Annotated in this window: 13 protein-coding genes; 10 read left to right on the top strand and 3 right to left on the bottom strand. The window is 64.1% G+C overall.

Going from position 1 to position 11,920, the window contains the following annotated elements; genetic code table 11:
* Window positions 1-85 precede the first annotated feature (85 nt).
* Window positions 86-484: an NUDIX hydrolase gene (locus tag ACIPZ5_RS18080; RefSeq protein ID WP_400809937.1), complete on the top strand. Its 399-nt coding sequence runs from the start codon at window positions 86-88 to the stop codon at window positions 482-484.
* A gap of 12 nt (window positions 485-496) precedes the next feature.
* Here the strand turns inward: ACIPZ5_RS18080 and ACIPZ5_RS18075 are convergent, their stop codons facing one another.
* Together ACIPZ5_RS18075 and ACIPZ5_RS18070 are read right to left on the bottom strand one after the other, a co-directional pair.
* Window positions 497-1,048, bottom strand: coding sequence for an ATP-dependent Clp protease proteolytic subunit (locus ACIPZ5_RS18075; RefSeq protein WP_400809935.1), 552 nt, complete (start codon window positions 1,046-1,048; stop codon window positions 497-499).
* 22 nt (window positions 1,049-1,070) lie between these two features.
* The gene (locus ACIPZ5_RS18070) at window positions 1,071-1,445 is read right to left on the bottom strand and encodes a low affinity iron permease family protein (protein WP_400809933.1); all 375 of its coding nucleotides are present in this window, start codon (window positions 1,443-1,445) and stop codon (window positions 1,071-1,073) included.
* Window positions 1,446-1,617: 172 nt separating this feature from the next.
* Between ACIPZ5_RS18070 and ACIPZ5_RS18065 the strand changes: the two genes are divergently transcribed.
* The 4 genes from ACIPZ5_RS18065 to ACIPZ5_RS18050 are packed head-to-tail and all read left to right on the top strand — an operon-like array spanning window position 1,618 to window position 5,463.
* On the top strand, window positions 1,618-2,535 hold the full coding sequence (locus tag ACIPZ5_RS18065; RefSeq protein WP_400809932.1) for a DUF72 domain-containing protein: 918 nt from the start codon (window positions 1,618-1,620) through the stop codon (window positions 2,533-2,535).
* Entirely contained in the window at window positions 2,532-3,317 is a 786-nt protein-coding gene (locus ACIPZ5_RS18060; RefSeq protein WP_400809930.1) for an endonuclease/exonuclease/phosphatase family protein, read from the top strand. Before ACIPZ5_RS18065 ends, ACIPZ5_RS18060 begins: the two co-directional genes overlap by 4 nt.
* A complete protein-coding gene (clsB, locus tag ACIPZ5_RS18055) occupies window positions 3,314-4,516 on the top strand; it encodes a cardiolipin synthase ClsB (RefSeq protein ID WP_400809929.1) in 1,203 nt (400 codons plus the stop codon). The genes ACIPZ5_RS18060 and clsB overlap by 4 nt, the downstream gene beginning before the upstream one ends.
* Window positions 4,516-5,463, top strand: a complete 948-nt coding sequence (locus ACIPZ5_RS18050; protein WP_400809927.1) for a lysylphosphatidylglycerol synthase domain-containing protein — start codon at window positions 4,516-4,518, stop codon at window positions 5,461-5,463. Before clsB ends, ACIPZ5_RS18050 begins: the two co-directional genes overlap by 1 nt.
* A gap of 294 nt (window positions 5,464-5,757) precedes the next feature.
* On the opposite strand, the gene ACIPZ5_RS18045 is transcribed toward ACIPZ5_RS18050, so the two are convergent.
* On the bottom strand, window positions 5,758-6,210 hold the full coding sequence (locus ACIPZ5_RS18045) for a phosphotransferase system, HPr-related protein (protein ID WP_400809925.1): 453 nt from the start codon (window positions 6,208-6,210) through the stop codon (window positions 5,758-5,760).
* A gap of 129 nt (window positions 6,211-6,339) precedes the next feature.
* On the opposite strand from ACIPZ5_RS18045, the gene ligD reads away from it, so the two are divergent.
* Genes ligD through ACIPZ5_RS18020 form a run of 5 tightly spaced genes read left to right on the top strand, consistent with a single transcriptional unit; the run spans window position 6,340 to window position 11,867 of the window.
* Complete coding sequence (gene ligD, locus ACIPZ5_RS18040; RefSeq protein WP_400809924.1) at window positions 6,340-8,820, top strand: DNA ligase D; 2,481 nt, start codon at window positions 6,340-6,342, stop codon at window positions 8,818-8,820.
* On the top strand, window positions 8,817-9,860 hold the full coding sequence (locus ACIPZ5_RS18035; RefSeq protein ID WP_400809923.1) for an acyl-CoA dehydrogenase: 1,044 nt from the start codon (window positions 8,817-8,819) through the stop codon (window positions 9,858-9,860). The genes ligD and ACIPZ5_RS18035 overlap by 4 nt, the downstream gene beginning before the upstream one ends.
* Window positions 9,857-10,612 carry a PIG-L deacetylase family protein gene (locus ACIPZ5_RS18030; protein WP_261939961.1) on the top strand — a complete coding sequence of 252 codons (756 nt, stop codon included), beginning with the start codon at window positions 9,857-9,859 and terminating at the stop codon, window positions 10,610-10,612. Before ACIPZ5_RS18035 ends, ACIPZ5_RS18030 begins: the two co-directional genes overlap by 4 nt.
* An 11-nt stretch (window positions 10,613-10,623) precedes the next feature.
* Complete coding sequence (locus ACIPZ5_RS18025; protein WP_261939962.1) at window positions 10,624-11,223, top strand: bifunctional 2-polyprenyl-6-hydroxyphenol methylase/3-demethylubiquinol 3-O-methyltransferase UbiG; 600 nt, start codon at window positions 10,624-10,626, stop codon at window positions 11,221-11,223.
* Window positions 11,220-11,867 carry a glycosyltransferase gene (locus ACIPZ5_RS18020; RefSeq protein WP_400809921.1) on the top strand — a complete coding sequence of 216 codons (648 nt, stop codon included), beginning with the start codon at window positions 11,220-11,222 and terminating at the stop codon, window positions 11,865-11,867. The genes ACIPZ5_RS18025 and ACIPZ5_RS18020 overlap by 4 nt, the downstream gene beginning before the upstream one ends.
* Window positions 11,868-11,920: the final 53 nt, after the last annotated feature.

The raw sequence follows: 11,920 nt of genomic DNA, 5'->3' as shown, positions 1-11,920 counted from the left end.
AGGTCAATTTGCAGGTTAAACAGAACGTTCTTTGCATGCTTGCGGACAAACCCTTATGAAACAGGGAAACGCCGCAGGAGCCTGCATGAAGCCAGTCAAACACCGCGTCACCATCATCTGCCGGCATGGCAAGCAGTCTCAGAAGTGGCTGTGGGTCCGCAAATCCAAGGCGCCGTGGACCTTGCCCGGTGGCAAGATCGAGCCAGGCGAGACACCGCTGCAGGCGGCAGAGAGGGAATTGCGCGAAGAGACCGGGCTGCAGGCTGATGCACTGACCTTCCTGATGCGCTTCGAGGCCGGCGAGCGCATGCACTATGTGTTCGAGGCCGAGTTCACCCATGCCCCGAAGCCGTCTGCCGACCATGAGATTGCCGACTGCCGCTTCCAGCACCTGGACCAGATGTCGGCGCTCAATGGTGAGATCAAGGCGTTGATCCAGTCGCTGCTGGCTTGCGACCGCACCCTTGCCGCCTCGGTGCGCTGAGCATGCCCTGATTCAGGCATGCACGCTCCACTGATTGACCTCGGCCTCTATCGGCATTTCATCGATGGCATGGATCATCCCGCAGTCCAGCGCCTCCTTGGGCCCGAGGATCCGCGGATAGGCCATGAGGTAACGCGGCACATCCAGCACTTCGCTGCTGCCTTTGGTACGTTCGGCGACGATCTGTGCATACAGACGCAAGTCGTAATCCAGGCTCATGGCGTATTCGGCCATGCGCGCATGGTCCACCGAACCGTGCAACGTCCAGTGAAACGGGTGGAACAGGAACTTGCTGTAGCTGCACGCCGTGCGGTGTTCGCCCGCCAGGAAGATGATGTTGCCCATCGACTCGACGGTCCCCAGGTTATGGGTATGCACACTGATCGGCAGGCTGCGCAGGAAGTTGTACAGGGTGAAGCCGTAGCTGCACTCCCCGCCCATGGTGGCGATGTTCAGCTGCAGCAGGTCAGCGCCTTGCTGCATGGCGCGCGAGCAGGTGTTGATCAGATTGCCGCAGGTAGATGAATTGATCGGCCCGGTAAAGTGAACGATATGTCTGGCCATGCTTGCCTCCGGTCTTGGCAGGTCATTCCTTCGGTGTTTGCCCGTCGTCGCTGCGCTTGGCCAGTTGCTGGTACTGCTTGCGCAAGGCGTGCAGCTCGGCCGGGTCCATGTCCTCGAGGTCGAGCAGTGCCTTGTGCGCCTGGCGGGTGGTGCGCAGCAACTCGTCGACCTTGATATGCAGTTCGTCGTTGTCGCGGTTCTGGGTGTTCTGGATCAGGAACACCATCAGGAAGGTGATGATGGTGGTCGAGGTGTTGATCACCAATTGCCAGGTGTCGTTGAAGTCGAACAGCGGCCCGGTGATACCCCACACCAGAATCAACAGGAAGGCCACGCCGAACGCCCAAGGCCGCCCGGTCCAGTTGGCCAGGCCCTGACAGAAACGATCGAATTTCATGCCAACGCTCTCCTGTGCTGCCTATCCGCTATCCGGTGGAATCGCTGACGGCGGCAAAGTTCAACTCGACCCCGCAACGCTGCCTTCGATCACATGCGCTGAACCCTTACCGCTCTGCTCCGGTCGCAACTTCACAGTGACGTGCTATGGAGCAGGCTATGAGGACAGCAGCGTGAGCGATATCCGCATCGGTATTTCCGGCTGGCGCTATGGCCCCTGGCGCAAGGACTTCTATCCCAAGGGCCTGCGCCAGGACAGTGAACTGGCGTTTGCCTCGCGGGCGGTGAACAGCATCGAGATCAATGGCTCGTTCTACAGCCTGCAAACGCCCGAACGCTACCAGCACTGGCGTGACGAGGCGCCGGGCGACTTCATCTTCGCCGTCAAAGGCCCGCGCTACATCACTCATGTGCGCCGGCTCAAGGACATCGAAGAGCCCATTGCCAACTTCTTTGCCTCTGGGCCCTTGCTGTTGGGCGACAAGCTGGGGCCGTTCCTGTGGCAGTTTCCGCCGAACATGAAGTTCGACGAAGCGCGCTTCAGCCGCTTCTTGCAGATGCTGCCCAAGGACCGCAAGGCTGCACGTGCCTGTGCCAAGGGCTGCGCTGAACGCCTCAAGGATAACGGTGGTACCGCGATCAAGGGCAATGTGCGGCTGCGCCATGCCGTGGAAATCCGCCACGAGAGCTTCCTTTGCGAAACGTTCGTCAAGTTGCTGCGCAGGCACCGCGTGGCACTGGTGGTGGCGGACAGCGCGGGCAAGTGGCCGTATGTCGAGGATGTGACGGCCGACTTCGTCTACCTGCGCCTGCACGGTGACGTCGAACTCTACAGCAGTGGCTACACCGCGCGCGCCCTGCGCCGCTGGAAACAGCGCATTCAAGCCTGGGCCGAGGGCAGCCAGGCCGACGATGCCCGACTGATCGTGCCTGGAGCGCCGCCCAGGCGAGCCTCACGCGATATCTACTGCTACTTCGACAACGATCAGAAAGTGCATGCGCCCTACGATGCGCGTCGCCTGCTGGAAAAGCTCAAGCTCGATTATCACCTGCTCACCGAACCGGGCGTGACTCCGGAGGTGGCGCTGTGAACAAGACCTTGCCCACGCCGCGTTGCATCATCGACAAGGTCACTACGGTGCACCGCCTCAACGTGCTCACGATCAACGTGCACAAGGGCTTTACCCTGTTCAACCGGCGCTTCATTCTGCCGGAGTTGCGCGAAGCGGTGCGCGCCACCAACGCCGACCTGGTGTTCCTTCAGGAAGTGCACGGCAGCCACCAGCAGCACGCCGAGCGCCACCCGGCGTGGCCAGAAACGCCACAGTACGAATTCCTCGCCGACAGCATGTGGCCGCAGTTCGCCTATGGGCGTAATGCCGTCTATCCCCACGGCGACCACGGCAACGCCCTGCTGTCGAAATTCCCGATCGCTCACCACGAGAACCTCGACGTGTCGATCCACGGCAACGAACAGCGCGGCCTGCTGCATTGCCGCCTGGAGGTGCCGGGCCATGAGCAGGTCCATGCCATCTGCGTGCACCTGGGGCTGCGCGAGGCGCACCGGCAAAGCCAGATACAGCTGCTGCTCAAGCGGCTCGACAGCCTGCCGGCGCAGGCACCGGTGATCATCGCCGGCGACTTCAATGACTGGCGGCTGAAGGCCGATGCGGTGCTCTCCGAGCGCTTGGTCGAGGCCTTCGGCGAACACTTCGGCAGCCCGGCGCGCAGCTTTCCTGCCCGCCTGCCGCTGCTGCGCCTGGACCGTATCTACCTGCGCAATGCCATGCCGGCCAAGGCTCAGGTGCTGTCCATGTATCCCTGGTCGCATCTGTCCGACCATGCCCCACTGGCTGCGGAGATCCACCTGTGAACAGACCCTGGGTTGACGGTAACCATGTCGAACTGCTGATCAATGGCGAGCAGTACTATCCCCGCGTCTTCGAGGCCATCGCCCAGGCGCGGGAAGAGATCCTGCTGGAAACCTTCATCATCTTTGACGATAAGGTCGGCCAGCAATTGCAGAAGGTACTGATCGGTGCCGCCAAGCGTGGGGTACGTGTGGAGGTTGCGGTGGATGGCTATGGCACTGCCGACCTGCCAGACAGCTTCGTGGCCGCGCTGACCGATGCTGGGGTCAGCTTCCACGCCTTCGACCCGCAACCCAGGCTGGCCGGCATGCGCACCAACCTGTTCCGGCGCCTGCACCGCAAGATCGTGGTGATCGATGGCACACGGGCCTTTATCGGCGGGATCAACTACAGCGCCGACCACCTGGGTGATTTCGGCCCCATGGCCAAGCAGGACTACGCCGTCGAGGTGACAGGGCCAGTGGTGGCGCAGGTGCATGCCGCCAGCCGCAGGCTGATGGCCCCGGTGCTGGAGCCGCCCAGCGAGGTACGCCCCGTGACGCAGCCTACAGGCCAGAGTACAGCGGTACTGATCGAGCGTGACAACCGGCTGCGCAGCACCGACATCGAAACCCACTACCTGCAGGCCCTGCGCGCAGCGCGGCGGCGCGTGGTGGTGGCCAATGCCTACTTCTTCCCGGGTTACCGGCTGCTGCGCGAACTGCGCAACGCAGCACGGCGCGGCGTCGAGGTCACGCTGATCCTCCAGGGCCAGCCGGACATGCGCTGGGTCCGGGCGCTGTCGCGCCTGCTCTACAACTATTTGCTGCGCGACGGTGTGCGTATTCGTGAGTATTGCCAGCGGCCGTTGCATGGCAAGGTGGCGTTGGTTGACGAGCAATGGGCCACGGTCGGATCGAGCAATCTGGACCCTTTGAGCCTGTCGTTCAACCTTGAAGCCAACCTGTTCATCCGTGACCCGGCATTCAACCAGCAGTTGTACGAGCACCTGCACACCCTGGCCAGCGAGCAATGCAAACCGGTCACCCTGGCGCGCATGATCCGCGGCTACTGGTGGCGGGCACCGTTGATCTTCGTCTGCTTTCACGTCATCCGGCATTTCCCGCGAATCGCCGGCTGGTTCCCCGCGCACCGTCAACGTCTGCGTTCGGTGCAGCCAGAGGTCGCGGCCCAGGGCGACCTGCACGAGGGTAATGGCTGATGGTGCAAAAACCATGGAAAGTCTGGGGCAAGCGGTTGTTCACCGTAGCATTTCTGATCCTGATACCGGTGTTGCTGTACTTGCTGGCGCGCAACTTGGACTGGAACGAGGTGCGTCAGTCGCTGCTGGCCTACAAACCGGGCACGCTGGCCATCGGCTTGGCGCTGGCATTGCTCAGCTACCTGATCTTCGCCAGCTATGATCTGCTGGCCCGGGCCTACACCGGCCACGGTCTGCCCGCCCGGCAGGTGCTGCCGGTGGCGTTCGTGTGCTATGCCTTCAACCTCAACTTCACCACCTGGGTAGGCGGCGTGGCCTTGCGTTACCGCCTGTACGGCCGCCTGGGCCTGGATACGCCGACCATCACCCGCATTCTCACCCTGGGCCTGCTGACCAATTGGATGGGCTACATGCTGCTGGCCGGTAGCGTGTTCGCTCTGGGCCTGGTGGAGCTGCCGGCGAACTGGAAGGTCGGGGCCACCGGCCTGCGACTGATCGGCGTGCTATTGCTGGCCATCGCCGTGGGTTATCTGCTGGCGTGCGGCCTGGCGAAAAAACGCACCTGGCGCTGGCGTGAGCATGAAGTCACCCTGCCCTCGCTGCGTCTGGCGCTGTGCCAGGTGGCGTTAGGTGCCAGCAACTGGGCGACGATGGCCTTGCTGATCTTCTGGCTGCTGCCAGGCGAGGTGTTCTACCCATCGATTCTCGGCATCCTGCTGATCAGCTGTGTGGCGGGGGTGGTCGCGCATATACCCGCCGGCCTCGGCGTGCTCGAAACGGTGTTTCTCGCCCTGCTCCATGGGCAGCTCGGCCAAGGCTCGCTGGTAGCCGCGCTGCTGGGTTACCGGACGTTGTACTACCTGGTGCCGCTGATGGTTGCCGTCGTCACTTACCTGATCCTGGAAAAGCGCGCCAAGGCCATGCGCCAGCGCCACAGACCGGTATAGGCCTGCGAAGCGGACGCGGGTGTTTGCCTTGAGCATCGTCTGAGTGCTGATGCAACCCTTGTCGGAGCACTGGCTTGCTCAATTTCCAGAATGTGGCGCAATCCTTGTGGCAGCGGGCTTGCCCGCGAAGAAGGCACTGCGGTGGATGGCACGGGCTTGGCCCGTGTTCGCGGGCAAGCCCGCTCCCATAGTGATCGCGCAAGCGTTTAGAAGTTCTACAAGCCAGTTGCCCCCACAGGGATCGCGCCAACTTTAAAAATTGAGCAAGGCAGTTGGTCACACAGGGTGCTACGCCTAGTCGTCCTCGATCACGTCATCGGTCCACGGTTTGCCGTCCAGCGGTGCGGAACGCGCCAACTCCGCCTCGTCCAGACCGAAGCCGCCACCAATCTCGTCGGCATCCACCCGGCGCAGGGTCTGGTCCGCCGGCCCACCGCTGCCACCGGGTTCATGGGGGTCGCGGGCGCCGGTTTCGTCAAGCAGGGTGTCGGGGCTGAGGTCATCGTAGGTCACGTTGTCTTCATGCAGGCTGTCGCTCAGGGCTTCGCCGCCGGTCATGCCGCTTTCGGCAACGCGGCGTGCCGGGAACTCCTGGGCCACTTCAGCAGCTGGCCTTTCATCGCCGACCCGGCCTTCTCGGTCGTCTTGGCGGTCGCTGAAGTCCAGTTCATGGACGCTGCCCATGCGGTCTTCGGTGTCGTCGATCTCAGTCGGCGTGTAGGGTTTGGGCTCATCTTTGCGGCTCATTGCGGCTCTCCATCAGATCGGTACACACGGTCGACTCCGGCAAGCTGCGGATGATTCAGAGTTTTTTTGAACTCGCATGCACTCGGCCGCCTCCCAAACTACAGACACCGAATTACCCGGGAGCCTGCCATGGCCAAGCCCCTTGCCGAATATGAGCGCAAGCGCGATTTCAACGCCACGCCCGAACCCAGTGGCCAGCGCACTCGGGGCAGACACGCCCACGCGTTGCAGTTCTGCGTCCAGAAACATGATGCCAGTCACCTGCACTACGATTTCCGCCTGGAACTGGACGGCACACTGAAAAGCTGGGCGATCCCCAAAGGCCCCTCGCTCGACCCCAAAGTGCGGCGCCTGGCGGTTCATGTCGAAGACCACCCGCTGGACTATGCCGACTTCGAGGGGAATATCCCCGAGGGGCACTACGGTGCCGGTGATGTGATCGTCTGGGACCGGGGTATCTGGGAGCCGGAAGGTGATGCCCGCCAGGCCTATGCCAAGGGCAAATTGCGCTTTCGTCTGCAGGGCGAAAAACTCAATGGCGTGTGGAACCTGTTCCGCACCCACCTGGCCGGCAAGAAAGAGCAATGGATGCTGGTCAAGTCCCACGATGGCGAGGCTCGCAGTGAACCCGAGTACAGCATCGTCGAGGCCCAGCCGGACAGCGTGCTCAGTGACCGCACATTGCTGCCTCGAGGGGCGCCTGAAACGAAACGCCCGGCTGCCCGTAACCGCGCGGTGAAAGCCGCGCTGCCTGAACACCTGCAGCCGCAGCTGGCCACACTGGTGGACTCGCCTCCCAGCGGTGACTGGCGTTACGAAGTGAAGTTCGATGGCTACCGCATCCTCGCACGTATCGAAGGCGACGATATTCGCCTGTTCACCCGCAATGGCCACGACTGGAGCGCCAAAATGCCCGGCCAGGTGGCGGCATTGCGGGGGCTGGGTGTCGATTCGGCGTGGCTGGATGGCGAGATGGTGGTCAACGACGAAAGTGGCAAGGCCGATTTCCAGGCCCTGCAGAACGCCTTCGACGCCGATCACGACGAGCGGATCAGCTACTACCTCTTCGACCTGCTGTATCTGGGCGGGCGCGATCTGCGCCAACTGCCGCTGCAAGAGCGCCGAGCTGCCTTGCGCCAGCTGCTTGAGCAGAGTGAGTCGCAGAAGCTCAAGTTCTCCGAAGACTTTGACCAACCGGTCGACTCGCTGTTGGACAGCGCCTGTCGCCTGGAGCTGGAAGGCCTGATCGGCAAGCGCGCCGACAGCCCCTATGTCGGCCGGCGCAGCACCGATTGGGTGAAGCTCAAGTGCAAGCAACGCCAGGAGTTCGTGATCGTCGGTTTTACCGACCCCAAAGGCAGCCGCAACGGCTTCGGCGCCCTGCTGCTGGCCTTGCACGACAACGACAGCGGTGAGTTGCGTTACGCCGGCAAGGTCGGCACCGGCTTCAGCGCCACCACACTGGACAGCATCCATGCCCGGCTCAAACCGCTGGTAATCGCCAAGCCCGCACTGCCCAGGCCGCCGACCGGCGCCGAGGCCCGTGGCGTGCACTGGCTCAAGCCACAATTGCTGGCCGAAGTCGCCTATGCCCAGATGACCCGCGACGGCGTGGTGCGCCACTCGGTATTCCATGGGCTGCGCGATGACAAACCCGCCACCGCCATCGACCTGGAGCGCGCCATGCCCGGCAAGACTGTGCCCAAGCGCAAGCAAGTTGAACAACCGGACGTCCTCGGCGAACTGCGTCTGACCCACCCCGAGCGGGTGATCGATGCCAGTATCGGCGCCACCAAGCGGCAAGTCGCCGAGTACTACGCCGCAGTCAGCCAATGGCTGCTGCCGCAGCTCAAGGACCGCCCCGTAGCCTTGGTGCGGGCGCCGGACGGCCTGGCTGGCGAACTGTTTTTCCAGAAGAACGCCGGCCAGTTGCACATCCCCCATGTGCTCACCTACGACAAAGCCGAAGCCGGCCAGGCGGCGATGGTCATCAACCGCCCCGACACCCTGTTGGGCGCGGTGCAGATGAACATGCTGGAAATGCACACTTGGAACGCGACCGACAAGGATTTCGACAAACCTGACCGCTTCGTGCTCGACCTCGACCCGGACCCGGCGCTGCCGTGGAAAGCCATGCTCGAGGCCACCCAACTGGCGCTTACCCTGCTCGACGAGCTGGGCCTCAAGGTGTTCCTCAAGACCAGCGGCGGCAAGGGTATGCATTTGGTCGTCCCCCTGACCCGACGGGCCGGCTGGGATGAAGTCAAGGACTTCAGCCACGCCATCGTCGACTACCTGGCCAGGCTGTTCCCCGATCGCCTCAGCGCGGTGTCCGGGCCAAAGAACCGGGTCGGCAAGATCTTCATCGACTACCTGCGCAACGGCAAAGGCGCCACTACCGTGTGCGCCTACTCCCTGCGCGCCCGTGAGGGCTTGCCGGTGTCGGTACCGATCTGGCGCGAGGAGCTGCCCCAGCTCAAGGGCGCCAACCAGTGGCATATCGGCAACCTGCGGGAACGCCTGGCCGAGGTCGACGACCCCTGGGCCGACATGGCCAAGGCCCGCCAATCGATCACCGCGCGCATGCGCAAGCAGATGGGAATGGCATGAGCATCATCCAGGATTTCGACCTCAACAACCTCGACCGGCTGTTGCGCGCTTTTGGTGAGCGGCCGCAACCCCTGAACCTCGACACCCAGCTACCGCAACTGATCCAGGCACTGAAGGCCGACCATCTGGACCTGCTGCCACTGCCAGGGCAAGGCAACACCTTGCGCCGCTGGCAGACCCTGGCACGGGTGGCCGGCTGTGACCTGGCGCTGGCCAAACTCTACGAAGGCCATACCGACGCGCTGGCGATCCTGGCCGAGTGTGGCGCGGCGCACCGGGTGGGTGAAGGCACCTGGGGCGTCTGGGCAGCGGAGCCGCCCGATGCCCGAACGCGCATCGTTGCGCGTGAGGGCGACCAGGTACGACTGAGCGGGCGCAAGGCCTGGTGCTCAGGTGCATTGCAGATCGACCGGGCCCTGATTACTGCCTGGGCCGATGGCGACCAGCCGCAACTGGTGGCGATCGAGCTGGCGCAGCCAAGCCAGGGCTTGAGCATCGACCGCTGGCAGGCCGTGGGCATGGCGACCACGGCGAGCATCGAAGTGACATTCGACAACACCCCCGGCATCGCCATCGGCAGGCCTGGGCAATACCTGTCGCGCCCTGGCTTCTGGCACGGTGGCGCAGGCATTGCCGCCTGTTGGTACGGCGCCGCGGAAGCCTTGGCCGATTATTTGCGGGCGCATTGTCGCAAACCCCGCCCCGACGCCCATGCCGATGCCCACCTTGGAGCGGTGGACGCCGCCCTGTTCGGCGCCCGCGCGGCCCTGCGCGAATGCGCCGCGTGGATCGACCGGCAACCCGACGCCGACGCCAGCTTCGAGGTGCGCCGCACCCGCGCCCAGGTCGAACAGGCGGTCGACCAGGTGATCCACCATGTGGGCCGGGCGCTGGGCGCTACGCCGTTCTGCCGCAACAGCCACTTCGCCAGGCTCAGCGCGGACCTCCCGGTCTACTTGCGCCAGAGCCATGCCGAACGCGACCTGGCAGCACTGGGCGCGCAATTGACGCAGGTGCCGGCAGGAGCCTGGAAGCTATGAGCGAAAACCTGATTCAATCCAGCAGCGGTACCCCGTGGGCCGAGTGGCAGCACGCGGCGCACCTGGCGCGCGCCACCTGGATAAGCCCGCAGCAGCTGTGCCCGCCCGGGCGGCGTCTGGTACTGATTGCGCCGCACCCGGACGACGAGATCCTCATGGCCGGCGGCTTGCTGAGGCATTTTCGCGGTCGCGAAGACGACCTGGTGCTGATTTCAGCGACCGATGGCGAGGGTAGCCACCCCGGTTCCGAACAGTGGAGCGAGCACCGCCTGCGGCGCCAGCGCCCGCTGGAAAGCCGCCAGGCCCTGCAGCAGCTTGAGCTGGACCTCAACCGCCTGGACTGGCGCAGGTTGAACCTCAAGGACGGCGCCTTGCCCCGTGAGGAAGCCTTCCTGGTCAATCACCTGTCCCAGGTACTGCGCCCGGATGACCTGCTGATGGCCACCTGGCGTGGGGATGGCCACGCTGACCACGAGGCCGTCGGAAGAGCGGCTGCGCAGGCGGCGCTGGCGCGCAAGGCACAGTTGGTGGAAGTGCCGGTGTGGGCCTGGCATTGGGCGCAACCGGATGACCCGCGCCTGCCCTGGCCACGTGCCCATCGCATCGAGCTCAACGAGGCCACCTTGGCGTGCAAGCGCAAGGCCCTGGCCGCCCACGCCAGCCAACTGGAAGCGGATGGTCCGCGTTCGCCCGTGCTGCCGCCGCGCTTGTTGGATTGCCTGCTGCAACCTTTTGAACTGGTGTTCCTGTAAACGGAGTTGTCATGAGCCTCGATGCGCAGTATTTCGCCGACCTGTATGCCACCAATGAAGACCCCTGGGCCTTCCGAACGCGCTGGTATGAAAAGCGCAAACGCGAGCTGGTCATGGCCAGTCTGCCGCGCCAGTGTTATCAACGGGTGTTCGAGCCCGCCTGCGCCAATGGCGAACTCAGCGCCCTGCTGGCCGGGCGCTGCGCCGAGCTGTTGTGCCAGGACCTCGACCCCACGGCCGTGGGGCTGGCCCGTGAGCGCCTGGAGGACGTGCCCAACGCTTCGGTCGAGCTTGCCCGGTTGCCGGGCGACTGGCCGGGTGGGCGCTTCGACCTGATCGTGCTCAGCGAAATCGGCTATTACCTCGACCCCACCGATTGGCTGCAGGTCATCGAACAATCGCTGGCCAGCCTGACCTACGACGGCGGCTTGCTGGCCTGCCACTGGAAGCACCCGATCGCCGGCTGCCCGCAGGATGGCCGCGAAGTACACCAGTTACTGGCCAAGCATTTGCCGCTTTTCCTCGTCTATCGGCACGAGGAGGCCGACTTCCTGCTTGAGTACTGGTCGTGCCAGCCCAGCGTGGTCGACCTGGACGAGACCTGCCCATGATCGGCGTGGTGATTCCTGCGCACAATGAAGCACGCCGCCTCGGGCGCTGCCTGAAAGCCATGGCAGCAGCAGTGGCCGTGGCAAGGCAGGCAGGCCACGCCGTCAACGTGCTGGTGGTGCTCGATCGCTGTGTCGATGGCAGCGCCAGAGTGGCCGCGCGCTACGATGTCGATGTGCTTGCGGTGGCGGCCGGCAGCGTCGGCATGGCGCGCCGCCTGGGGGCCGAATGGATGCTGGAGCGTGGCGCCAGCTGGCTGGCCTGCACCGACGCCGACAGTCAGGTGCCAGCGCACTGGCTGCTGTCGCAACTGGCCTGCACGGCTGATGTGGTGTGCGGCACGGTGCATATCGATCACTGGCAGCCTTGGCAACGGGCGGCACTGCGCAAGCTGTACCTCAGCCGCTACGAGGCGCGGGAAGGCCATCGGCATGTGCATGGAGCCAATCTTGGCATATGTGCCCGGGCCTACGAGCGAGTCGGCGGGTTTCAGCCGCTGGCGGCGAATGAAGATGTGCAGCTGGTGCGCGATCTTGAGGCTGATGGCGCGCAGATTGTGTGGACGGCCAGGCACAGCGTGGCGACCAGTAGCCGCATCGACAGCCGGGCCCGGGAAGGATTCGGGGATTATCTGGCGAGCCTGTAGTGGTCGGTTCCGACGCCTTCGCGGGCAAGCCCGCTCCCACAGGGATTGCGCAT

The sequence above is a fragment of the Pseudomonas sp. NPDC089428 genome, assembly GCF_044749325.1.
Classification (GTDB): Bacteria; Pseudomonadota; Gammaproteobacteria; order Pseudomonadales; family Pseudomonadaceae; genus Aquipseudomonas.
This window is presented reverse-complemented; position numbering and strand designations above follow the sequence as displayed.

What these genes read in the sequence shown, in the direction of transcription:
- ACIPZ5_RS18075 (WP_400809935.1), bottom strand. Translation starts at nt 1,048, where the DNA reads ATGGCCAGACATATCGTTCACTTTACCGGGCCGATCAATTCATCTACC.
- ACIPZ5_RS18080 (WP_400809937.1), top strand. Translation starts at nt 86, where the DNA reads ATGAAGCCAGTCAAACACCGCGTCACCATCATCTGCCGGCATGGCAAG.
- ACIPZ5_RS18035 (WP_400809923.1), top strand. Translation starts at nt 8,817, where the DNA reads ATGAGCATCATCCAGGATTTCGACCTCAACAACCTCGACCGGCTGTTG.
- ACIPZ5_RS18045 (WP_400809925.1), bottom strand. Translation starts at nt 6,210, where the DNA reads ATGAGCCGCAAAGATGAGCCCAAACCCTACACGCCGACTGAGATCGAC.
- ACIPZ5_RS18030 (WP_261939961.1), top strand. Translation starts at nt 9,857, where the DNA reads ATGAGCGAAAACCTGATTCAATCCAGCAGCGGTACCCCGTGGGCCGAG.
- ligD (WP_400809924.1), top strand. Translation starts at nt 6,340, where the DNA reads ATGGCCAAGCCCCTTGCCGAATATGAGCGCAAGCGCGATTTCAACGCC.
- ACIPZ5_RS18020 (WP_400809921.1), top strand. Translation starts at nt 11,220, where the DNA reads ATGATCGGCGTGGTGATTCCTGCGCACAATGAAGCACGCCGCCTCGGG.
- ACIPZ5_RS18050 (WP_400809927.1), top strand. Translation starts at nt 4,516, where the DNA reads ATGGTGCAAAAACCATGGAAAGTCTGGGGCAAGCGGTTGTTCACCGTA.
- ACIPZ5_RS18025 (WP_261939962.1), top strand. Translation starts at nt 10,624, where the DNA reads ATGAGCCTCGATGCGCAGTATTTCGCCGACCTGTATGCCACCAATGAA.
- ACIPZ5_RS18070 (WP_400809933.1), bottom strand. Translation starts at nt 1,445, where the DNA reads ATGAAATTCGATCGTTTCTGTCAGGGCCTGGCCAACTGGACCGGGCGG.